This is a genomic window from Knoellia tibetensis, assembly GCF_048606415.1.
In the GTDB taxonomy this organism is placed as follows: Bacteria; Actinomycetota; Actinomycetes; order Actinomycetales; family Dermatophilaceae; genus Knoellia; species Knoellia tibetensis.
On sequence record NZ_JBMBWF010000004.1, the window covers coordinates 177,176 to 199,365 of the forward strand.

A 22,190-nucleotide genomic window follows, 5' to 3' on the forward strand; every position below is an offset into this window, starting at 1 on the left:
CGTTCGCTCGGCTTTTCGTCGTCGCGCGGAGGTCCGGGTTCGCCGCAGTCCATCCGACGCTCGCGCGCTGCGCGCACTCACGGCTCCCGCCAGACCCAGCCAGCGGCGAACCCAGACCACCGCGCTCCTTGTGCCGCGCTCTCACCTTTGGCTCGTCGGGCGCTGCGGCTCGCTGCTTCGGGGATGTGGTGGGGAGCTGTCACTCGCAAGGTGACTGCACGGCATACGCGGGCGCTGTGGGTGAGGGGACGCCGAAGGGTGCGGGGCTCTTGCGTCCTCGGCTGCCTGAGATGGCACGCACGGCGGCGGGTGAGGAGAGGGGTGGCCAGAGCGGGAGGTGGGGCGTCGACCGGGGCGCCGGGCGTGGGGGTCAGGCGGTGCGGGCGGTGCTGATCTCGACGAGGTCGTCGAGCACCTTCGCGGCCTCGGGGGTGATGTGGGTGGCGGCGGCGAGGGAGGCGCGGGCGCTGTCGGCGAGCTCGGCGATCTCGCGCTCGACGACGTCGACGGCTCCGGAGGCGGTGATGACGCCGCGCAGGTCGTCGACGGTGGCGGGGTCGAGGTCGGGAGCTCCGAGGTGGCGTCGGAGCAGGGTGCGACCGGCGTCGTCGGCACCGCTGAGGGTGTGCGCGATGAGGACGGTGCGCTTGCCCTCGCGCAGGTCGTCGCCGGCGGGCTTGCCGGTCGACTCGGGGTCGCCGAAGACGCCGAGGAGGTCGTCGCGCAGCTGGAAGGCGTGGCCGAGGGCGAGGCCGTAGGACGAGAGGTGCGCGAGGTCGGGCTCGGGGAGGCCGCCGGCGGTGGCGCCGATGAGGAGCGGGTGCTCGACGGTGTACTTGGCGCTCTTGTAGCGGATGACGCGCTGGGCGCGCTCCACCCGCTCGGCCGACGGCAGGTCGTCCCACGGTCGGACCGAGTCGACGACGTCGAGGAACTGCCCGGCCATGAGCTGGGTGCGCATCCGGTCGAACACCTCGCGCCCACGGGCGAGGTCCTCCACGGGCAGACCGCTCGTGGCGACGAGCTCGTCGGTCCACGTGAGGCAGAGGTTGCCGGCGAGGATGGCGCCGGCGATCCCGAAGCGGGCGTCGTCGCCGCCCCAGCCACGCTGGGAGTGGACGGCTGCGAGCGCGCGGTGGGCGGCCGGCATACCGCGGCGGGTGTCGGAGTCGTCCATGACGTCGTCGTGGATGAGCGCGGCGGCCTGGAAGAACTCCATGGCCGTGGCGAGCCGCACGAGGGCGTCGGAGTCCGGGCGGCCGGCCGCGCGGTGGCCCCAGTAGAGGAAGGCGGCGCGCAGCCGCTTGCCCCCTGCGAGGAGCGAGCCGATGCGGTCGAGGAGGTCGGTGACGTCGGGGCCGAGCTCGGCGAGGACGGACTCCTGCGTGCGCAGCTCCCGGTCGATGCAGGTCTGCACGCGGGCGCGCAGGTCCATCTCGTCCAACGGGCTGGTCACGGACTGCTCCTCGGGTCTCACGATGGGTGAGCCACGAGCCTACGGCCTGCCCGCTCGACTACTCTCACCCGCATGGCACCCCGCTCGATCCCCGCACTGCTCGCCAGCGCGAGGCCCTCGGTGAGCTTCGAGTTCTTCCCGCCCAAGGACGACGCGTCCGAGGCGGCGCTGTGGGATGCCATCCGCCGGCTCGAGCGGGTGCGACCCGACTTCGTGTCGGTGACCTATGGCGCGGGTGGCTCGACGCAGGACCGGACCGTGCGCGTCACGGAGCGGATCGCGCGCGAGACGACGCTCACCCCGCTCGCCCACCTCACCTGCGTCGGTGCGTCCGTGGCGGACATCCGGCGGGTCGTCGGCCAGTACGCCGCGGCCGGGGTCCGCAACATCCTCGCCCTGCGCGGGGACCCGCCGGGCGACCCCGGCGGTGAGTGGGTCGCGCACCCCGAGGGGCTCAACCACGCGACCGACCTCGTCGCCCTCATCCGCACGCTCGGCGACTTCACCATCGGCGTCGCCGCCTTCCCCGACGTGCACCCGGCCTCGCCCGACCTCGACCACGACGTCGAGGTCATGGTCCGCAAGGCCGACGCGGGCGCGAGCTTCGCCGTGACGCAGATGGTCTTCGACGCCGACACCTACCTGCGGCTGCGCGACCGGGTGGCCGAGCGCCGCGACCTGCCGATCACTCCGGGCCTCATGCCGGTCACCAACCTCAAGCAGATCACCCGCATGTCCCAGCTCATGGGCACGCCGCTCCCGCGGGCGGTCGTCGACCGGCTCGAGGCCGTGGCCGGCGACGCCGACGCGGTGCGCGCGGTCGGTGTCGAGATCGCGACCGAGCTCGCGCAGCGGATGCTCGCCGAAGGTGCGCCGGGCCTGCACTTCATCACGATGAACCGCTCGACGGCGACGCTCGAGGTCCACGAGAACCTCGGTCTGTCGACCGGCGCCCGCTGACCCTGTCGTTCTGGGCTCCGACCGGGGCCTGGGCCGGGGGCTGCGTCTGAGTACGCCGGGCGCGCGGATCTGAGTATCCGTACGCATCCGGGCCTGACCCGTCCGAGGGAGAGTTGCCGTGCGGCCGCGTGGCCGGGACGGGAAGTGTGGAGGGGCGCTTGTCTTCCCGGCGACGCGGCCGTCTCGCGTGCGTGGCGCCGAGAGGGCTCGCGCTCAGTCGACCTCGATCGCCTTGCCGGCGGTGATGCGGAGCAGCTCGTCGTAGGTCGTCCGGAAGACCGAGTGGCTGTGACCGGCGGCCGCCCACACGTGCTCGAAGCTGCCGAGGGTGACGTCGACGACGGTGCGCAGGGGAGTGGGGTGGCCGACGGGGGCGACCCCGCCGATGGCGAACCCGGTCCACTCGCGGACCTCCTCGGGCGTGGCCTTGTCGACGGCGGCGAGGTCGAGCAGCCCGGCGATGCGGTCCTGGTCGACGCGGTGACCACCCGAGGCGAGCACGAGCAGCGGCTCGGTCGAGCGGTCGTGGCGACGGCCGGCGAAGACGAGCGAGTTGGCGATCTCGGCCGGTGTGACACCGAGCGCGTCGGCGGCGGCGCGAGCCGTGCGGACGGCGTCGGGCAGGTAGCGCACGACCGGCCGGATGTGGTGTGCCGCAAGGGTCTCGAGCACGACGGCGACCGACGGGTGGGCGCTGAGGTCGCGCTCCGACACGGGGTCTCCGGGCTCGGTCATGGCGTCAGCGTAGGGGGTTGACGTCCCTGCGTCCGGCGGTTGTACAGTGGAGGAGTCGAACAGGTGTTCGACTCCCGAGAATTCCGGAGTCGCCCGTGTCGACCCCATCCCATCCTGCCTGAGGAGGCCATGTCGTGGTGCGCCGGTACGAAGAGCCCGTCGAGGTGCGTGTCGAGGCGCCCGCGCCCACCGCCGAGGGCGCGCTCGCCCTCCGCCCCCGGCCGCGCGCGTTCGTCTGGCGTGGCCGCATCCTCGTCGTCCGCACCGTTCTCGACGACTGGAGCGAGCGCCGTTCCTGGTGGCGCGACCTCGGTGACCTCGGCGAGCGTCCCGAGCGCCACGTGTGGCGCGTCGAGGCCGGCTCCGCCGCGGGCACCGGGGTCTACGACCTCGCCTCCGACGCCGCCGACGGCTGCAGCGACCCGTGGGTCCTGATCCGGGCCCAGGACTGACCGCCATGGCCGCCGGTCCCGCCCTCGCCCTCCTCGAGCAGTCCCGCCAGTGCCTCGCCCAGGCGTATGCCGCGGAGCTGGCCACCGTCCGTTTCGTCGCCTCCCAGGACGCCGCGATGCGGGCCGCGGCCGCCCTCGTCGCACGACAGGGGCGTCGCGGACCCCAGGACCTCTGGCCGCTGCTCGCCCTCCACACGCCCGAGCTCGGCGAGTGGGCCGACTTCTTCGCGCTCGCGGCCGTGCGCCGCCAGGAGGTCGAGTCGCACGCACGCCGGGTCTCGGTGCGCGAGGCCGACGACCTCCTCCGCTCCGCCGAGATCTTCCTCGGTCTCGTCACCTCGGCCCTCGGTATGCCGTCCGGCGAGCCGGTCGGCCACCGTCTCGTCGCCGCCCGCGAGAGCGCCTAGACCCGGCCACCCCCGACTTCTTGCCCCACGACCACCGCACGGCGCCCCGGACGGACCGGACCCGGTGGTCCAGGGGCAAGAAGTGCAAAGAGAAGGAACCCCTCGTGAACCCCGACTTCGTCCACCTCCACGTCGCCTCGGGCTTCTCGATGCGCTTCGGGGCCTCGACGCCCGAGGACCTCGTCGAGCGGGCGGCGGAGCACGGGCAGCCGGCGCTCGCGCTCACCGACCGCGACGGCCTCTACGGCGCGGTGCGGTTCGCCATGGCGTGCGGGCGCGCCGGCATCGCCCCGGTGCTCGGGGTCGACCTCGCCGTCGGGGAGGAGCCGGTGCCGGGACGCCGCGCCCCCCGGGTCCGCACCCCCGTGCGGGGCGGCGCCGTCGTCGACCCGCGGCTGCCGCGCGTCACCGTCCTCGCCCGGGGGCGGGGCGCGGGCACCGGGCGCGGGCTGGGGTGGGCCGCGCTGTGCCGGCTCGTCACCGACACCCACCTGCGCGGCGAGCGCGGCACCCCGGTGACGCTGCCCGAGCTGGTCGCCCGCTGGTGCCGTGGGGGAGAGCGGCGCGAGGAGTGGGAGCGCCACCCCGAGCCGAGCCGGCTGCGGGTCCTGCTCGGGCCCGACTCCGACGTCGGCCGGGCCGTCCTCGCCCGGCGCCCGAGCGAGGCCCGGGCCCGGCTCGAGGCATGGCGCCGCCTCCTGCCCCCCGAGGCGCTCGCGGTCGAGATCGTCGGCAACGGCGGGCCCGAGGGCACGCCCGGGTCGCGCAACCATGCCCGTCGGATGCTCGGGCTCGCCGACGAGGCCCGGGTCCCGGCCGTCCTCACCGCGGCGGTCCGGCACGCCGACCGCGACGGCGTCCGCACCGTCGACATCCTCGATGCCGCTCGTCGGCTCGTCGTCCTCGACTCGCGCCACCTCGACCGGGTCACCGACGCCGGGCACCTCGCGAGCAGCGAGGAGATGTGGGCCCGCGCCCTCGAGGTCGCCGGCGACGAGGGGCGCGCCGCCCAGCTCGTCGGCGCCACCCTCGCCCTCAGCGACGAGTGCGTCCTGGACTCCCGGGCCGACCTCGGCATCGGCGCGGTCCACCTGCCCGAGCCCGGGATCCTCGGCATCGACCCCGGGGTCGACCCGCACCGGGTCCTCACCGAGCGGTGCCACGCCGCGGTCGCGACCCGGTTCCCCGCGCAGGGTGAGGCGGCACGGCATACGGTCCTGTCCCGGCTCGACGACGAGCTGCGCGTCATCGCCGAGCTCGGCTACCCCACCTACTTCCTCACCGTCGCCGAGGTCACCGACCTCATCAGGGAGCGCGGGGTGCGGGTCGCGGCGCGGGGGTCGGGCGCAGGGTCGCTCGTCAACTACCTCCTCGGCATCAGCGGCGTCGACCCGATCCGGCACGACCTGCTCATGGAGCGGTTCTGCTCGCCGCTGCGGGCCGAGCTGCCCGACATCGACGTCGACGTGGAGTCGGCCCGCCGGACCGAGATCTACGAGGCGGTCCTCGACCGCTTCGGCGGCGACCGGGTGACGTGCGTGTCGATGATGGACACCTACAAGGTGCGCCACGCCATCCGCGACGTCGGTGCCGCCCTCGGCATGCCGCCCATCGAGGTCGACGAGATCGCCAAGGCGTTCCCGCACATCCGCGCCAAGGACGCCCGCAGCGCGATCGCCGACCTGCCCGAGCTGCGTTCGCGCGGGCTCGACGCGCCCCGGCTCGACACCTTCTTCGAGCTCGTCGAGCGGCTCGACGGGCTGCCGCGGCACATCGCGCTGCACCCGTGCGGTGTCGTCCTGTCCAACACCGGGCTGCTCGACCGCACCCCGGTCGAGGCGAGCTGGCTGGGCTTCCCGATGAGCCAGTTCGACAAGGACGACGTCGAGACGCTCGGGCTGCTCAAGCTCGACGTCCTCGGCATCCGCATGCAGTCCGCGATGGCGCACGCCGTCGCCGAGGTGCGCCGGGTCGACGGTGTCGAGGTGGACCTCGACGACGAGACGCAGGTGCCGCTCGACGACGAGGCGACCTTCCGGCTCATCCGCACCGCCCACACCCTCGGCTGCTTCCAGATCGAGAGCCCGGGGCAGCGCGAGCTCATCGGCAAGTTCGGACCCGAGCGCTTCGGCGACCTCATCATCGACATCTCGCTCTTCCGCCCCGGCCCGGTGAAGTCCGACATGATCACGCCGTTCCTCGAGAGCCGGCACGGCTGGAGCAAGCGGCGGATCCTCCACCCGACCCTCGAGCCGGCCCTCGCCGAGACCGAGGGCGTCGTCGTCTTCCACGAGCAGGTGCTGCGGATCGTCGCCGAGACGACCGGCGTCACCCTCGCCCAGGCCGACGAGGTGCGGCGGACGATGGGCACCCCGAAGGGGCAGGAGGAGATCGAGGCGTGGTGGCGGCCTGCCGCCCGGGCGCGCGGCTACGCCCCCGAGGACGTCGACCACATCTGGGCGGTGCTCAAGTCGTTCGCGTCGTTCGGCTTCTGCAAGGCGCACGCCGCCGCCTTCGCGCTGCCGACCTACCACTCGGCCTGGCTCAAGACGCACCACCCGGCGGCGTTCCTCGCCGGCGTGCTCACCCACGACCCGGGCATGTATCCCAAGCGGCTCATCCTCGACGACGCCCGTTCGCTCGGCATCGCAGTGCTCGGGCTCGACGTCAACGGCTCCGGCGACACCTACCGCATCGAGCGACTTGATGAGGCACAGCGAGGTGGCGTCGGTTTTGTCCCGGTGCACCCGGACCTGCCCGACGCGAGCGACTACGGCATCCGGCTCTCGCTCACCGACGTCAAGGGCATCAGCGAGGCCGAGGTCGCGAGCATCGTTGCGGGACAGCCCTTCTCGGACCTCGGCGACTTCTGGTCCCGGGCCACGGTGAGCCGTCCCGTCGTCGAGCGGCTCGTCCTCGCCGGGGCGTTCGACGCCATGCACGGCATCGGCGCCACCGGTTCGGGGCTGGGCCGGCGCGGCCGGATCACCCGGCGCGACCTCCTGCTCCACGTCGGCGAGCTCGACCGGTGGGAGCGGGCGACCCGGCAGGGACGGGGCGGACGAGCGGGGCGCGCGGTCGGGGGCGGACGGCATACGCCTCCGCCCGCCATCGGGGGCACCGAGGTGCGCGAACGGGCAGCGGCCCAGTCGCAGGCCGCCCGGCCGGTCGTCGCGGCCGCGGACCAGTCGGTCCAGCTCACCCTCGACCTCGGTGACCGGCCCGAGCTCACCCCCGGCACCGGGCTGCCCGAGATGACCGGCACCGAGCGGGTCCGGGCCGAGCTCGACGTCCTCGGGCTCGACGCCTCGGCCCACGTCGTCGAGTTCTACGGACCGATGCTCGATGCGCTCGGGGTCGTCCGAAGCCGCGACCTGCTCAAGGCGCGCAGCCGCAGCGAGGTGTGGATCGCCGGGGTCAAGGTCGCGACCCAGACCCCACCGATCCGTTCGGGGCGCCGCGTCGTCTTCCTCACCCTCGACGACGCGACCGGTCCGGTCGACGCGACCTTCTTCGAGGACGTCCAGGGCCCGTATGCCGCCACGGTCTTCCACTCGTGGCTCCTCCTCGTGCGTGGCGTCGTCCGTCGAACCGGGCCCCGCGGGATCTCCGTGCGGGCGACGGGGGCGTGGGAGCTCGCCGGCCTCTGGGACGCGTGGCGCGACGGTGGGCACGCCGCCGTCGTGCGCGCGCTCGAGGCCGCCGACGCCGAGGCCCTGGCCCGTGCCGAGGCGGGGGAGCGCGAGGCCGACACCGGGGGGCGGCGCCGGGTCCTCGTGCACGCGTCGGGCTTCCGGCAGTCGCCCTACGCCGACATCAAGCCCGCCGGGTCGCCGACGAGCGACGGGCACCGGGTGGCGTCGGTCGTCGTGCCCGAGCACGGGACACCGACCCGCAAGCTGTGGCACTCCAGCCCCGGAAGCTCGGGCCACTGATGGCTGCCCGTCGGGTCCCGGCCGCACCGCTCGCCGAGCGGCTCTTCGACATCCGCACGATCTACCACGAGCCCGGCATCGAGCGCTTCGAGCGGGCCCGCGAGGTCCTCGACCGGCACCCCGACGCCGAGCGGGTCGGCGTGCCGTCCCACACCGCGATCCCCCGCCTCTACGGCAACGAGGGCAACGTCGAGGACTGGGTCCGCACCAAGCGCGAGGTGCTCGTCCTCGGTGAGAAGAAGTCGCTCGCCGCCCGGCCCAACGGGCGGTCGAGCGACTGGATCGCGCCGTCGACCGCGAACGGCTGCGCCATGGCCTGCTCCTACTGCTACGTGCCCCGACGCAAGGGCTTCGCCAACCCGGTGACCGTCTTCGCCAACATCGACCGCATCGTCGGCTACCTTGAGCGCCACGCGGGTCGTCAGGGCCCCAAGACCGAGCCCAACCAGTGCGACCCGACGGACTGGGTCTACGACATCGGCGAGAACAGCGACTGCTCCGCCGACGCGCTGCTCTCGGACAACGTGGGTGACCTCGTCGACCTCTTCGCACGGCTGCCGAACGCCAAGGCGAGCTTCGCCACCAAGCTCGTCAACCGGCAGCTCCTCGACCTCGACCCGCGGGGTGGGACGCGGGTCCGGTTCAGCCTCATGCCCGAGGCGATGTCCCGCGTCGTGGACGTGCGCACCTCGAAGGTCGCCGAGCGGATCGCGGCGATCGACGACTTCGTCGAGGCCGGCTACGAGGTGCACGTCAACCTCAGCCCGGTGATCGTGCACGAGGGCTGGCTCGAGGAGTGGGCCCACCTGCTCGACCAGCTGGCCGACGGGACGAGCCCCCGGACGCGGGCCCAGCTGGCGGCCGAGATCATCTTCCTCACCCACAACGAGGACCTGCACGAGGTGAACCTCGGCTGGCACCCTCGCGGCGAGGAGCTGCTCTGGCGGCCCGACCTCCAGGAGGTGAAGCGGAGCCAGAGCGGCCAGGTGAACGTCCGCTACCGCAGCGGGTGGAAGGGGCGTTGGGTGGCCCAGCTCGAGGAGCTCGTCGCCGCCAGGCTTCCCGGGTGTCGCGTCCGCTACGCCTTCTGACGGCCCGACGGCGTCCCGGGAGTGGTCAGGAATCGAGAAGCGCCGCCCGAGGGCGCGAACCTACGGTGGATCCATGACGACGAAGAGCAGCACGAAGACCGCGACCACCAAGGCCTCCAGGACCGCCAAGGCCGCCAAGGCGTCCAAGGCCACCGCGTCGAGGACGACGTCCACCACCAGCGACGGCTTCAGCGCCGACGAGCGGGCCGCGATGAAGGAGCGGGCCAAGGAGCTGCGTGCCGAGGCCAAGGGCGCCAAGGACCGCGCCAAGGGCGAGGCCGACCTGCGGGCCAAGATCGACGAGATGCCCGAGGCCGACAGGGTTCTCGCCGAGGCGATCCATGCCATCGTCACCGAGCATGCGCCCCAGCTCATGCCCAAGACCTGGTACGGCATGCCGGCCTACGCCGATGTCGACGGCAAGGCCGTCTGCTTCTTCAAGGCGGCCTCGAAGTTCGGCGCGCGCTACGCCGAGCTCGGCTTCAACGAGCAGGCGAGCCTCGACGACGGCACGATGTGGCCGACCGTCTACGCGATCACCACCCTGAGCAAGGCCGACGAGGAGCTCATCGCGACACTCGTCGCGAAGGCGGTCGGCTGATCCCGCTGTCGCGGGCGGCAACTAGGCTGGCTTGACGCCGCCACCCGGTCCGGGTGCGGCCTCCCGCCGCCGACGCGGCCCCGACGACCCGAGGTGGTGCCCCGTGAGCGAGGACGTGACGACCGCGCGCCGCACAGGCGTGTCCACCTCGCCCCGGACCGCCGCGATGTGGGCCGCCGTCGACGCGGTCGTGCGCGAGCGCGTCGACGAGCTCGGCCGCCCGCTCCGGGTCGTCGACCTGGGGGGCGGCACCGGCGGCCTGGCGGTCCCCCTCGCCGTCGCCGGCCACGACGTCACCGTCGTCGATCCCAGCCCCGACGCCCTCGCCTCGCTGCGCCGCCGCGCCGCCGAGGCCCAGGCGTCCTCGCGGGTCAGCGCCGTCCAGGGCGACGCCGAGACCCTCGAGTCGCTCGTCGGGCGCGACCGCCCCGACCTCGTCCTCTGCCACGCGACGCTCGAGTACGTCGACGACCCCGGGGCGACCCTGCGTCTCGTCGCGGGGGTGCTCGCCCCCGGCGGCATCCTCAGCCTCGTCGTGCCGCAGCGCTCCGCCGCCGTCCTCGCGCGTGCCATCGCCGGGCAGTTCGCCCAGGCTCGCGCCGCCCTCGACCGCCCCGACGGGCGCTGGGGTGACGCCGACCCGTTGCCGAGGCGCTTCGACCGCAGCACGGTCCTCGGCCTCGTCGAGGCCGCCGGCCTCACGCCGAGGGAGGCACACGGCATACGGATCTTCAGCGACCTCGTGCCGTCCGCCCTCGTCGACTCCGACGCCGACCGCGCGGCCCTGCTCGACCTCGAGCGCGCGGTCGCGGCGCACCCGGAGTTCGCCGTGCTCGCCGACCTCGGCACGTCCCTGCACGTCATCGCCGCGCGCACCTGAGGCGGTCGTGAGCCGCCGGCAGTTCAGCCTTCCCGAGCGCTCGTCGAGCGAACCGCCCGACGACACCGGGTGCACGATCCTCCACGTCGACATGGACGCGTTCTATGCCTCGGCGACCCTGCTCTCGCACCCCGAGCTCGTCGGGACGCCGGTCATCATCGGCGGCGGCAACCGTGGTGTCGTGCTGTCGGCGACCTATGAGGCGCGCCGCTTCGGCGTCGCCTCCGCGATGCCGATGACCCGAGCCCGTCGCCTCTGCCCGCAGGCGACCGTTCTGGCGCCTGACCACCGCCTGTATGCCGCGATCTCGGCGGCGGTCATGGAGACCTTCCGTGCCGTGACCCCCGAGATCGAGCCGCTCTCGCTCGACGAGGCGTTCCTCGACGTGTCGGGCGCGGTCCGCCGGCTCGGGTCGCCGGCGACGATCGGCGCCCGGATCCGCGACGTCGTCCACGACGAGCAGGGCATCACGTGCTCGGTGGGGGTGTCCTCGACGAAGTTCGTCGCCAAGATCGCCTCGGGCCTGGCCAAGCCGGACGGCATGGTCGTCGTGCCGCGCGACGAGGTCATCCCGTTCGTGCAGCAGCTCCCCGTCGGTGCCCTGTGGGGCGTGGGGGAGAAGACCGAGGAGCAGCTGCTCAGGCTCGGTCTGCGCACGGTCGCCGACATCGCGCACACGCCGCTGCCCACTCTCGTCCGCGGGCTCGGGGACGCCACCGGCCACCACCTCCACGAGCTCGCGTGGGGCCGCGACCCGCGGTCGGTGCAGCGGGAGAGCCGCGAGAAGAGCATCGGGGCCGACGAGACCTTCGAGTACGACATCGACGACCCACGCGAGATCCACCGCCACCTGCTCCGGCTCAGCGACAAGGTGGCCGCCCGTCTGCGGGCAGCGCGGATGACCGGGCGGACGGTGTCGATCAAGGTGCGGTTCTCGGACTTCACGACGATCACCCGGGCGCGCACGCTGCGCGAGCCGACCGACACGAGCCGCGAGATCTACGAGACCGCCACCTCGCTCTTCGACGCCCTGGGGCTCCAGCGGGCCCGGATCCGGCTCGTCGGCGTCCGGCTCGAGAAGCTCGTCGGGGTCGAGGCCGCGCCGATCCAGGGGATGCTCGGCGAGGCCGACCACGGCTGGCGGGACGCCGACCGGGCCGTCGACCGGGCCAGCGCGCGCTTCGGAGCGGGGTCGGTGCGACCGGCAAGCCTGCTCGGTCGAAGCCGATCTTCCACGCGCGACGATCGCGACCTATCCTGAGATGACCAGCACGGATGCTGGTGAAGCAACGAAACCGCAGCGCCGATCGTTGTCCTTGGTGGAAGATCGTCACTGAGGCCGCAGATCACGCGCCGCACACCCTGGAGGACGCCGTGCCGCTTTCGGAGCACGAGCAGAGGATGCTCGAGCAGTTGGAGCAGGCCCTCGCTGCCGAGGACCCGAAGTTCGCCTCGAGCATGGAGGGGTCCCGCCGGGGTGGGCCGACGCGATTGCGATGGGTCATCGCGGTCGTCGGGGTGCTCGCCGGTCTCGGGCTGGTCCTCGTGGGGATCAACACGACGATGTGGGTCGGCGCGGCCGGCTTCGCGGTGATGGTGGCCGCGGTCGCCTTCGCGCTCCACCCGCCGCGGCGTGGTGGCGGCGGCAAGCTCGCGGTCGTGCGCGACGACGGCACCACCGGCCCGACGAGCTCCGGCCGCAAGCAGAAGAGCGGGTCCGGGTTCATGGACAAGCTCGACGACCGCTGGGACCGTCGCGGTCGCGACGGCTGGAGCTGACCGGCTCTCCCACCTGCACTTCGTGCGAGAAGGGGACACATCCGGCTCGTTCCGAGCCACGGATGTGTCCCCTTCTCGCAAGAAGTCGGGAGCGAGCCGAGGTCGTGGTGGGGCGCGGGGCAGGTGGGGCGCGGGGCAGGTGGGGCGCGGGGCAGGTGGGGCGCGTCGTCAGGTGGCGAGGACGCCGATGACCCAGGTCGTCGCGATCGCCAGCCCGGCGCACAGCTCGATGCCCATGCTCAGTGCGATGGCCTTGAGTGCGTGCTTGGTGCGGGTCCAGGCCTGGGCACGGTTGCGGCTGCGCCCGTGCTCGACGAGGTAGATGCCGAGCACGAACCCGACGAAGAAGCCGACGACCGGGATGACGAACATGCCGACGATGCCGAGCAGCACCGCGAGGAGCAGTGTCGAGGTCTTGACGCCCTGCTGGCGGAGCCGTCGTCCCGGAACGAGGAACTGCACGGCCACGCCGGCGAGGTAGATCGCGAGGCAGACGAAGAAGAAGGTCCAGGCGGTGGCGCCACCGGTCTCGTAGGCCCAGAGGAGCACCCCGAGGACGGCGACGAGCAGGCCGGGGATGACAGGAACGACGATGCCGACGATCCCCACGAGAATGAGGATCGCCGGCACCCAGACGTCGGTGCCCTCCGGCAGGAGGCTCACGCGGTCGAGGTCAGACGTCGATGTCCGCGACGGTGGGCGGCTCGGTGAGCCGGTCGCTCTCGTCGACGATCTCCGCGTGGTCGCGGAGCTTGGGCAGGTGCTCACGCCCGTGGTGGGCGCAGAAGAGCAGCTCACCACCGACGTGGAGCGTGGCGCGAACATAGGCCTGGGCACCACAGCGGTCGCAGCGGTCCGCGGCGGTCAGGGTGGGTGCCAGTGCGGTCGTCACATCGGCTCCTTCAGCTGATTTCGTCAGTGGGCCCACGCGGTTGCGTGGGCGTCAAGCGTTGCAACAGTCAAACACGCCGGAGTCTTCCCGGGTGGGAGGCGCCCGTGATGTGACCGTTCCGATGCCACAACGGGATCTTCGCAGCCGGGTGCGACAGCGCGCCTCGCAGGGACGGTCGGAGGGCGCGGCTAGCCTGAGGCGACGCCCCGTGGGCGAACGGCATACGGTCGCCGTCGACGCCTCGGCACCCCCGGCAACCGCCACGCACGACCCGATAGGAACGCATGAGCCACGCCTCCACCGCCAAGAAGGCCGCGACGAGCAAGTCGTCGTCCGACTACAGCGCGCACCACCTCCAGGTCCTCGAGGGGCTCGAGGCGGTCCGCAAGCGGCCGGGCATGTACATCGGGTCGACCGACAGCCGCGGGCTCATGCACTGTCTCTGGGAGATCATCGACAACGCCGTCGACGAGGCCCTCGGTGGCCACGGCGACCGGATCGAGGTCATCCTCCACAAGGACGGCTCGGTCGAGGTCCGCGACGAGGCCCGTGGCATCCCCGTCGACATCGAGCCGCGCACCGGCCTCACCGGTGTCGAGGTCGTCTTCACCAAGCTCCACGCGGGCGGCAAGTTCGGTGGCGGCTCCTACACCGCCTCCGGTGGCCTGCACGGCGTCGGTGCCTCCGTCGTCAACGCGCTCTCCTCCCGGCTCGACGTCGAGGTCGATCGGGGCGGCAAGACCTACGCGATGAGCTTCCGGCGCGGCGAGCCTGGCTACTTCCCGGACGTCGCGACCCACGACAAGAGCCCCGAGCACGAGTTCACCCCCTACGAGCGCAGCAGCGAGCTCGCCGTCATCGGCAAGGCGAAGCGCGGCGCGACGGGCACGCGCATCCGCTACTGGGCCGACCCGCAGATCTTCCTCAAGGACGCCGAGTTCGACTACGCCGGGCTCGTCGCGCGCGCCCGCCAGACCTCCTTCCTCGTCCCCGGCCTCACCCTCGTCATCCGTGACGAGCGTGGCCTGCCCGGGACGGCGGGGGAGCAGGGCCCGCACGAGGAGGTCTTCGTCCACGACGGCGGCATCAGTGAGTTCGCCGAGTTCCTCGCTCCGGACCCGTCGGTCACCGACGTGTGGCGGCTCCAGGGCACCGGCAGCTTCACCGAGACCGTGCCCGTGCTCGACTCCAAGGGGCACATGACGCCGCAGGACGTCGACCGTGAGTGCGAGGTCGACATCGCCGTGCGCTGGGGCACGGGCTACGACGCCAAGGTGAGCTCCTTCGTCAACATCATCGCGACCCCCAAGGGCGGCACGCACCTCGCCGGATTCGAGCAGGCGTTGCTCAAGGTCTTCCGCAAGCAGCTCGAGGTCAACGCCCGGCGCCTCAAGGTCGGCAGCGACAAGGTCGACAAGGACGACATCCTCGCCGGGCTCACCGCCGTCGTCACCGTCCGGCTGGCCGAGCCGCAGTTCGAGGGTCAGACCAAGGAGGTGCTCGGCACCAACGCCGTGCGCGCCATCGTCGCCAAGGTCGTCGAGAAGGAGCTCACCTCGGTCCTCACCTCGACCAAGCGCGGCGAGAAGCAGCAGGCGGCGACGCTGCTCGAGAAGGTCACCGCCGAGATGAAGTCGCGGATCAGCGCGCGGCTGCACAAGGAGACCCAGCGCAAGAAGAACGCGCTCGAGACCTCGTCGCTGCCGGCCAAGCTCGCCGACTGCCGCAGCAACGACATCGAGCGCACCGAGCTCTTCATCGTCGAGGGCGACAGCGCCCTCGGCACGGCCAAGCTCGCCCGCGACTCCGACGTCCAGGCCCTGCTGCCGATCCGCGGCAAGATCCTCAACGTCCAGAAGGCCTCGCTCACCGACATGCTCGGCAACGCCGAGTGCGCGGCGATCATCCAGGTCATCGGGGCCGGGTCCGGCCGCACCTTCGACGTCGACGCCGCCCGCTACGGCAAGGTCATCATCATGACCGACGCCGACGTCGACGGCGCCCACATCCGGACCCTGCTGCTCACGCTCTTCTTCCGCTACATGCGACCGCTCGTCGAGGCGGGCAAGGTCTATGCCGCCGTTCCGCCGCTGCACCGCATCGAGGTCGCCGGGGCCGGGGCCCGCAAAAGCGAGCTCATCTACACCTACTCCGAAGGCGAGATGCGCCGGACCGTCGCCTCCCTCACCAAGCGTGGCCGCAGCATCAAGCAGCCGATGCAGCGCTACAAGGGCCTCGGCGAGATGGACGCCGACCAGCTCGCCGAGACGACGATGGACCCGCACCACCGGACGCTGCGCAAGGTGACGATGGCCGATGCCGAGAACGCCGAGCGTATCTTCGAGCTCCTCATGGGCACCGACGTCGCGCCCCGCCGCGACTTCATCGTGCAGGGCTCGGCCAAGCTCGATCGGGAGCGCATCGACGCCTGACCGTCACTGACCCCGCTCGATCGACCCGTATGCCGTGCGGACCGGTCGCGGAGTCCGCACGGCATACGCGCGCGTCTGTCGTTGCCCTCGGCGGTGATGTGGGACACAGTGGGCCGGTACAGGCGTCGGCAACCCGGTGCCCCTGAGATGGGAGGGCAAGACATGAGCGGCTCCACCGGCGACCACCGCGGCACCGAGGTCCTCGACGCGCCAGCGGGGGGCCAACCCGAGCTCAAGCGGGTCATGGGCCCCAAGCTCCTGCTCCTCTTCATCGTCGGGGACATCCTCGGCACCGGCGTCTATGCGCTCACCGGCTCGGTCGCCGGCGAGGTCGGCGGTGCGGCCTGGGCGCCGTTCCTGGCCGCCTTCGTCGTCGCGACGATCACGGCGTTCTCCTACCTCGAGCTCGTGACGAAGTACCCGCAGGCGGCCGGCGCCGCGCTCTACACGCACAAGGCGTTCGGGATCCACTTCTTCACGTTCATCGTGTGCTTCGCGGTCATGTGCTCGGGCATCACGTCCGCGTCGACCGCCTCCAACGCCTTCGCGGGCTTCCTGCGTGACGGCTTGGGCCTCAAGGAGCAGTGGCCGGCCGGCTCGACGCCGCTGCTGCTCATCGCGCTCGGCTTCATGGCGCTCGTCGCCGCCATCAACTTCCGCGGCGTCGGCGAGAGCGTCAAGGCCAACGTCGTGCTCACCCTCGTCGAGCTCTCCGGTCTGCTCCTCGTCATCTTCATCGGCCTGTATGCCGTCACCGAGGGCAAGGCAGACTTCTCCCGGACCGTGGTGTTCGAGTCCCCGAGCGACAAGAGCACGTTCTTCGCGGTGACGGCGGCGACCTCGCTGGCGTTCTTCGCGATGGTCGGCTTCGAGGACTCGGTCAACATGGCCGAGGAGACCAAGGAGCCCGAGAAGACCTTCCCGCGGATCATGCTCACCGGCCTCGGGATCACCGGCCTCATCTACGTCCTCGTGTCGATCACCGCGGTGGCGCTCGTGCCCGTCGGGACGCTCTCGAACCCGGACGAGGGGTCGGCTCTCACCCAGGTGGTCGCAGCCGGGGCGCCGGACTTCCCCTTCGACAAGGTCTTCCCCTTCATCGGCATGTTCGCCGTCGCCAACTCCGCGCTCATCAACATGCTCATGGCGAGCCGGCTCCTCTACGGCATGGCCAAGCAGGAGGTCCTCCCGCCCTTCCTCGGCAAGGTGCACGCCGGGCGTCGCACGCCGTGGGCGGCCATCCTCTTCACCACGGCGATCGCCTTCGGGCTCATCATCTACGTCGTCCGGGCCAACGCGAGCGAGGAGGGTGCGAGCACGGTGGCGCTCCTCGGCGGCACGACCGCGCTGCTCCTGCTCTGCGTCTTCACGGTCGTCAACATCGCGGTCCTCGTCCTGCGACGCGACTCCGTCTCGCACGGTCACTTCAAGGCGCCGAGCGTCCTGCCCTACCTCGGCGCCGCGCTGTGCGCGTTCCTCGCCGGGCCGTGGGCTCGCAGCGAGGCGCAGCAGGAGCAGTACAAGATCGCCGGTGGCCTGCTCGCCGTCGGCGTCGTGCTCTGGGCGCTGACGTGGGTCGTCAACCGGTTCTTCTTCGCCAAGAAGACCTACATGCGCGACCCGGAGGAGCTCGACGACCCCGACCACGTGCACCACACCTGAGCAAACCCGTCGTCGTGCCCGTCGTGCCCTGCACGGCGGGCACGACGACGTTGTGCGGAAGGGCAGCCGGTCTCGTGCCCGGCCGCAGGCCCCAGCGGGCCACCGAGGACGTCAGCGTGGAGCGGTCGGGGTCGGCGCGAGCCGTCGACGTCGGCGTTGAGCCGTCGACGTCAGCCCGGAGCCGTCGACGTCAGGGCGCGGCCGGAGGGGCCGCGGTGCTGTGCCGGACGACGAGCTGGGTGTCGACGACGACCTCGGTCTCGGTCCCGTCCAAGGTCTCGACCCCGAGGGCGTGCAGGAGGATCTCGGCGGCCTGGCGTCCCTGCGCGGCGACGTCCTGGCGCACGGTCGTCAGCCCGAGGACGTTGCTCAGCGCGTGGTCGTCGATGCCGATGACGGACAGGTCCTCGGGGATGCGCAGTCCCTGCGCGCGGGCGGCGGCCATGACGCCGATCGCCATCTCGTCGGACGCGGCCGCGACGGCGGTCGGCCGGTCGGGTGAGGCGAGCAGGGTCCGCGTGTCGTGGGCGGCGCTGTCGGCGGTCCAGTCGGAGCCGAGGATCCACTGCTTGTGCTCGGCGAGTCCATGGATGCGCATGACGTCGCGGAACGCGTCGAGCCGCGCCTGCGGCGTCTGGATGTGCGCGACGTTGGAGGGGACGGCGCCTACGTAGGCGATGCGCTCGTGGCCGAGCGACACGAGGTGCTCGGTGGCGAGCCGCATCGCTTGGGCGTCGTCGATGCGGACGTTGGGTCGGTCGGCGACCGGCGTGCCGATCGCGACGAGCGGCAGGCCCAGCCGGTCGACGAGCTCGAGCTCCTCGTCGGTCATGGGGAGGTTGAGCGTGATGACGCCGTCGACCCGCTTCCACAGCATGTTCTGCGACAGGGGGAGGCGCCGGTCGTAGGACTCGTCCTCGAGGTCGAAGAGCAGCACGTGGTGCCCGTGGCGTCGCAGCGTCTTCTCGATCGCGCTCACGAGGGTCGCGAAGAACCACCGGGTGAGGAACGGCGCGACGACGCCCACGACCTGGGTGCGCCCGGAGGCGAGCGAGGTGGCCGTCGGGCTCGCGACGTAGTCGAGCTCGGTGGCGACCTTGAAGACCCTCTCGCGGGTCCGCGGGCTGACGCGGTCGAGGCCGCGGAGCGCGCGAGAGACCGTGGCCACGGAGACCCCGGCCTCCCGCGCGACATCCGTGATGGTGCTCATCCGCCGACGGCGGTCGGGAGCGGGCATCGGTCAGCCCTTCAGACCACCAGCGAGCAGGCCGCGGACGAAGAAGCGCTGCAACGCCAGGAACACGATGACCGGGACGATCATCGAGATGAACGCACCTGCGGAGAGCAGGTACCACGCACTGCCACGCGTGCCCGCGAGCTCTGCCACCCGGACCGTGATCGGGGCGACCTCTGGCGTGCCGCCGAGGAAGATGAGCGAGACGAGCAGGTCGTTCCAGACCCAGAGGAACTGGAAGATCCCGAACGCCGCGATCGCCGGAGTGAGCAGGGGCAGGAGGATCTTGAAGAAGATCGTCACGTGCCCGGCGCCGTCGACTCGGGCCGCCTCCATGAGCTCGCCCGGGAGCTCGCGCATGAAGTTGTGGATGAGGAACGTCGCCAGTGGCAGGGCGAAGATCGTGTGGGATATCCACACCGACCAGTAGGACGCACCGAGCCCGAGCTTGTTGGTGTAGATGTCGAGCAGGGGGATGAGGGCGATCTGCAGAGGTACGATCTGGAGCGCGAAGACGGCCACGAAGAGCGCGTCACGGCCGGGGAACGGCATCCACGCGAAGGCGTAGGCCGCGAGCGAGGCGAGGAAGATCGGCAGCATGACCGCGGGGATCGTGATGACGATCGTGTTGATGAAGTACTGCGTGAAGCTCGCGGTGCTGCCGGGCTCGAGCGCCTGACGGTAGTTCTCGAGGGTGAACGCGCCCGGGTTGGTGAGGGCGTTCCACCAGCCGTCGCGGTTGATGTCGCGCTGGGAGCGGAACGACGTGACGAGCAGGCCGACCGTCGGCGTCGTCCACAGCACGGCGATGATGACGGCGACGAGGCTCGCCCAGCGCGAGTTGAGCGCGCTGGCGGCGTCGCCGCTGGCCTTGCCGAACCGCTTCTTGTGCTCCTTGCGGCTGGGCGGCTCGAGCTTGGCGGGCTCGAACTCGTCGGGCAGCGCGCCTGTCTGGACAGTGCTCATGGCTCAGGCCTCCTTGCGCATCTGGACGATGTTGTAGGTGACGATCGGGATGACGAGGATGAAGAGCAGCACGGCCATGGCGGCACCGAGCCCGGGGGCATCGTAGCGGAAGCTCTGGTTGTAGAACTCGTTGGCGACGACCGAGGTGTCGAACTGTCCGGCGGTCATGGTGCGCACGATGTCGAAGACCTTGAGCGTGCCGATGCCGATCGTCGTGAGGACGACGACGAGGGCCGCACGAATGCTGGGCAGCGTGATGTAGCGGAACATGCGGAGGCCGTAGACGCCGTCGAGGTGGGCCGCCTCGATGATGTCGTCGGGGATGGCCTTGATGGCCGCGGAGAGGATCGTCATCGCGAATCCCGCCTGGATCCACACCATGACGAGGATGAGCATCACCGTGTTGAGCGGTGCGTCGAGGAGGAACTGCCGCGTCTCGAACCCGAACATCTTGAGGATCTGGTTGAGCAGGCCGATCTGGGGGCGCTCGGTCTGCTTGTACTGGTAGACGAACTTCCAGATGATGCTCGCGCCGACCATGGAGATCGCCATCGGCAGGAAGATGAGCGCCTTGGCGAAGGCCTCGCCGCGCGCGCGGTCGATGAGGATGGCGTAGAGGAGCCCGATCGCCGTCGCGAGGAAGGGCACGAGGATGACCCAGAGCGCGGTGTTGCGCAGGACCGTGAGGAGCTCGGGCTGGCTGAACATCGCCGAGTAGTTGGCGAACGAGAAGCCGCCGTCGCCGGTCTTGCCCCGCAGCGACTGCAGGATCGTGAGGATCGCCGGGTACATGAGGCCGACGGCCAGGAGGAGGACGGCGGGGCCCGCGAAGAGGGCACCCTGGACCTTCTCCCCCGAGCGGCCCTTGAAGAGCGACGCGAGGAACAGGACGAGGCCGAAGATCGCGGCAAAGAACGCGATCGCGAAGAACATGAGCACGAACTTGCCCACGGTGCTCTCGGCCCGCAGCAACGGCTCGGGAATTGCGGACGGCGCGGCGCTGAGAAGGCTCGCGACCATGACTCCACCTCCGGATGTGAGGGAGCAGCAAAGAGGAAAGCCGGGGTGGGGTGGAACCCACCCCACCCCGGCGTGGACCCGATCAGGGGATCAGGTCAGGACTTCGGCCAGCTGTTCTCGATGTAGTCGAGGGTCGCCTTGTCGTCCTGGCCGGTGATCCAGTTGACCATGCCCTTCCAGAAGGTGCCTGCGCCGACGGCGCCGGGCATGAGGTCGGACCCGTCGAACCGGAAGGTCGCGCTCTTGTCCGTGAGGGTCTTCGCGGACAGGTTGTCGATCGGGTTCTTGAGGAGCTCCGGGTCGACGTTGACGTTGGCCGTGAGGCAGCCACCGGTGCCACACGTCTTCGCGCGCTCCGTCGCCCACTCCGTGGAGGAGAGGTAGGTCTGGAACGCCTTGACCTCGGGCCGGTCGGCGAAGGCCGCCGTCACCTCACCGGCGCCGAGCACCGGCTTGGAGGACTCGTCCTTGGCCGGCAGGTAGAACGCCCACACGTCGCCGTCCTCGGCCACCTTGGTGCCCTCGGGGAAGTTCGCCGAGTAGAACGAGGCCTGGCGGTGCATGAAGCAGGTGCCGTCGAGGATCGGGAGGCCGGCGTCCTGGAAGGAGGTCGACGCGATCGTCTTGACGTCACCCTGGCCGCCGTTGACGTACTTCGGGTTCTTGAGGATCTTGCCGACCTCGGCGAGCGCCGTGGCAACGGCCGGGTCGTTGAACTTGATCTCGTGGTTGACCCACTTGTCGTAGGTCTCCGGGCCCGCCGTGCGGAGCATGACGTCCTCGACCCAGTCGGTGGCCGGCCAGCCGGTGGCGTCACCGGACTCGATCCCGGCACACCACGGCTTGGCGTCGGGGTTGTCGGTCGCGATCTTGTCGCTGAGCGTGAGGAGCTCGTCCCACGTCTTGGGGACCTCGTAGCCCTTGTCCTTGAACGCGGTGGGGGAGTACCACACGTAGGACTTGACGTTGGCGCCGAGCGGGGCGGCGTAGAACTTGCCGTCGACGGTGCCGTAGGTCTTCCAGTCGGGCATGTTCTTGTCGACGTTGGCCTCGGTCTCCGGCGGCGCCGGGATGACCTTGCCGGTGGCCACGAGCGTCTTGAGCAGGCCGGGCTGCGGGAGGTAGGCGATGTCGGGGGCGTTGCCACCCTTGACGCGCACGGAGATCTGGGCCTCCATCTCGCGCGAGCCTTCGTACTTGATCTTGACGCCGGTGCAGTCCTCGAAGGGCTTGTAGGACGCGATGTGCGGTCCGTCCTCAGGGGCGACGATCGTCGTGTAGACCGACACCTCCTTGCCCTTGAGGTCACCGAACTTCTCGTAGACCGAGCAGTCGATCTTCGTGGCGCCGGAGTCGGAGCCGCCGGCGTCGTCGCTGCCGCCGTCGTCGGACCCGCCACAGGCGGCCAGTCCGAGGGAGACCGCTGCGAGGGTCGCGAGGACCTTCGCCGAGCGGCGCTGTGCGTTGTGGGCCATTGCCCGCCTCCATCTGTTGCAGGGGACGCGCCGTGGCCATTGCTGGACCTCGACGCTGAGGGTGATCCGTCTGGCAGTGTAAAAGCGGTTACACGCGCGGCGAAAGGTTTCCACGCACTGACAAAGTCACGATCATGTAACGCGAGCGTCGCCTGAACCGGGGGGCGCGGGTCCCGCGCTCTGCGGGGGCCGGCATACGAGAGGGGTATGCCG

Annotated in this window: 19 protein-coding genes; 11 read left to right on the forward strand and 8 right to left on the reverse strand. The window is 71.2% G+C overall.

The window, feature by feature from the left end:
- Positions 1-370: 370 nt before the first annotated feature.
- Positions 371-1,456, reverse strand: a complete 1,086-nt coding sequence (locus tag ACOJV7_RS16080) for a polyprenyl synthetase family protein (protein WP_420191231.1) — start codon at positions 1,454-1,456, stop codon at positions 371-373.
- A 72-nt stretch (positions 1,457-1,528) separates the two neighbouring features.
- Here ACOJV7_RS16080 and metF point away from each other — a divergent pair, with 72 nt between their 5' ends.
- Positions 1,529-2,416, forward strand: coding sequence for a methylenetetrahydrofolate reductase [NAD(P)H] (gene metF, locus ACOJV7_RS16085; protein ID WP_420191232.1), 888 nt, complete (start codon positions 1,529-1,531; stop codon positions 2,414-2,416).
- 213 nt (positions 2,417-2,629) lie between these two features.
- Here the strand turns inward: metF and ACOJV7_RS16090 are convergent, their stop codons facing one another.
- Positions 2,630-3,151 (reverse strand): YbaK/EbsC family protein, encoded by a 522-nt coding sequence (locus ACOJV7_RS16090; RefSeq protein ID WP_420191233.1) that lies wholly within the window; start codon positions 3,149-3,151, stop codon positions 2,630-2,632.
- A gap of 134 nt (positions 3,152-3,285) precedes the next feature.
- Between ACOJV7_RS16090 and ACOJV7_RS16095 the strand changes: the two genes are divergently transcribed.
- The 8 genes from ACOJV7_RS16095 (at position 3,286) to ACOJV7_RS16130 (ending at position 12,296) form a co-directional block, all read left to right on the forward strand.
- Complete coding sequence (locus ACOJV7_RS16095; RefSeq protein ID WP_420191234.1) at positions 3,286-3,603, forward strand: DUF6504 family protein; 318 nt, start codon at positions 3,286-3,288, stop codon at positions 3,601-3,603.
- Positions 3,604-3,608: 5 nt separating this feature from the next.
- Complete coding sequence (locus ACOJV7_RS16100; protein WP_420191235.1) at positions 3,609-4,010, forward strand: SAV_6107 family HEPN domain-containing protein; 402 nt, start codon at positions 3,609-3,611, stop codon at positions 4,008-4,010.
- 104 nt (positions 4,011-4,114) lie between these two features.
- A complete protein-coding gene (locus tag ACOJV7_RS16105) occupies positions 4,115-7,945 on the forward strand; it encodes a DNA polymerase III subunit alpha (protein ID WP_420191236.1) in 3,831 nt (1,276 codons plus the stop codon).
- Positions 7,945-9,036 (forward strand): spore photoproduct lyase family protein, encoded by a 1,092-nt coding sequence (locus ACOJV7_RS16110; RefSeq protein WP_420191237.1) that lies wholly within the window; start codon positions 7,945-7,947, stop codon positions 9,034-9,036. Before ACOJV7_RS16105 ends, ACOJV7_RS16110 begins: the two co-directional genes overlap by 1 nt.
- 73 nt (positions 9,037-9,109) lie before the next feature.
- Positions 9,110-9,637, forward strand: a complete 528-nt coding sequence (locus ACOJV7_RS16115; RefSeq protein WP_420191238.1) for an iron chaperone — start codon at positions 9,110-9,112, stop codon at positions 9,635-9,637.
- A 103-nt stretch (positions 9,638-9,740) separates the two neighbouring features.
- A complete protein-coding gene (locus tag ACOJV7_RS16120) occupies positions 9,741-10,517 on the forward strand; it encodes a methyltransferase domain-containing protein (protein ID WP_420191239.1) in 777 nt (258 codons plus the stop codon).
- A gap of 7 nt (positions 10,518-10,524) precedes the next feature.
- Positions 10,525-11,778, forward strand: a complete 1,254-nt coding sequence (gene dinB, locus ACOJV7_RS16125) for a DNA polymerase IV (RefSeq protein ID WP_420191240.1) — start codon at positions 10,525-10,527, stop codon at positions 11,776-11,778.
- Positions 11,779-11,792: 14 nt separating this feature from the next.
- Positions 11,793-12,296, forward strand: a complete 504-nt coding sequence (locus ACOJV7_RS16130) for a DUF3040 domain-containing protein (protein ID WP_420191241.1) — start codon at positions 11,793-11,795, stop codon at positions 12,294-12,296.
- Positions 12,297-12,464: 168 nt separating this feature from the next.
- Here the strand turns inward: ACOJV7_RS16130 and ACOJV7_RS16135 are convergent, their stop codons facing one another.
- Both ACOJV7_RS16135 and ACOJV7_RS16140 read right to left on the reverse strand, forming a co-directional pair.
- Positions 12,465-12,959: a DUF456 domain-containing protein gene (locus ACOJV7_RS16135; protein ID WP_420191242.1), complete on the reverse strand. Its 495-nt coding sequence runs from the start codon at positions 12,957-12,959 to the stop codon at positions 12,465-12,467.
- Between the two features lie 10 nt (positions 12,960-12,969).
- Complete coding sequence (locus tag ACOJV7_RS16140) at positions 12,970-13,188, reverse strand: DUF7455 domain-containing protein (RefSeq protein WP_035914046.1); 219 nt, start codon at positions 13,186-13,188, stop codon at positions 12,970-12,972.
- A gap of 284 nt (positions 13,189-13,472) precedes the next feature.
- Here ACOJV7_RS16140 and ACOJV7_RS16145 point away from each other — a divergent pair, with 284 nt between their 5' ends.
- Entirely contained in the window at positions 13,473-15,620 is a 2,148-nt protein-coding gene (locus ACOJV7_RS16145; protein WP_420191243.1) for a DNA gyrase/topoisomerase IV subunit B, read from the forward strand.
- A gap of 162 nt (positions 15,621-15,782) precedes the next feature.
- Positions 15,783-17,282 (forward strand): APC family permease, encoded by a 1,500-nt coding sequence (locus ACOJV7_RS16150; RefSeq protein WP_420191244.1) that lies wholly within the window; start codon positions 15,783-15,785, stop codon positions 17,280-17,282.
- 190 nt (positions 17,283-17,472) lie between these two features.
- On the opposite strand, the gene ACOJV7_RS16155 is transcribed toward ACOJV7_RS16150, so the two are convergent.
- The 4 genes from ACOJV7_RS16155 to ACOJV7_RS16170 all read right to left on the reverse strand — a co-directional run bounded on the left by ACOJV7_RS16155 (position 17,473) and on the right by ACOJV7_RS16170 (position 21,977).
- Complete coding sequence (locus ACOJV7_RS16155; protein ID WP_420191245.1) at positions 17,473-18,492, reverse strand: LacI family DNA-binding transcriptional regulator; 1,020 nt, start codon at positions 18,490-18,492, stop codon at positions 17,473-17,475.
- A gap of 30 nt (positions 18,493-18,522) precedes the next feature.
- A complete protein-coding gene (locus tag ACOJV7_RS16160) occupies positions 18,523-19,482 on the reverse strand; it encodes a carbohydrate ABC transporter permease (protein WP_420191246.1) in 960 nt (319 codons plus the stop codon).
- A gap of 3 nt (positions 19,483-19,485) precedes the next feature.
- The gene (locus tag ACOJV7_RS16165; RefSeq protein ID WP_420191247.1) at positions 19,486-20,502 is read right to left on the reverse strand and encodes a carbohydrate ABC transporter permease; all 1,017 of its coding nucleotides are present in this window, start codon (positions 20,500-20,502) and stop codon (positions 19,486-19,488) included.
- Between the two features lie 95 nt (positions 20,503-20,597).
- Positions 20,598-21,977: an ABC transporter substrate-binding protein gene (locus ACOJV7_RS16170; RefSeq protein ID WP_420191248.1), complete on the reverse strand. Its 1,380-nt coding sequence runs from the start codon at positions 21,975-21,977 to the stop codon at positions 20,598-20,600.
- Between the last annotated feature and the right edge of the window lie 213 nt (positions 21,978-22,190).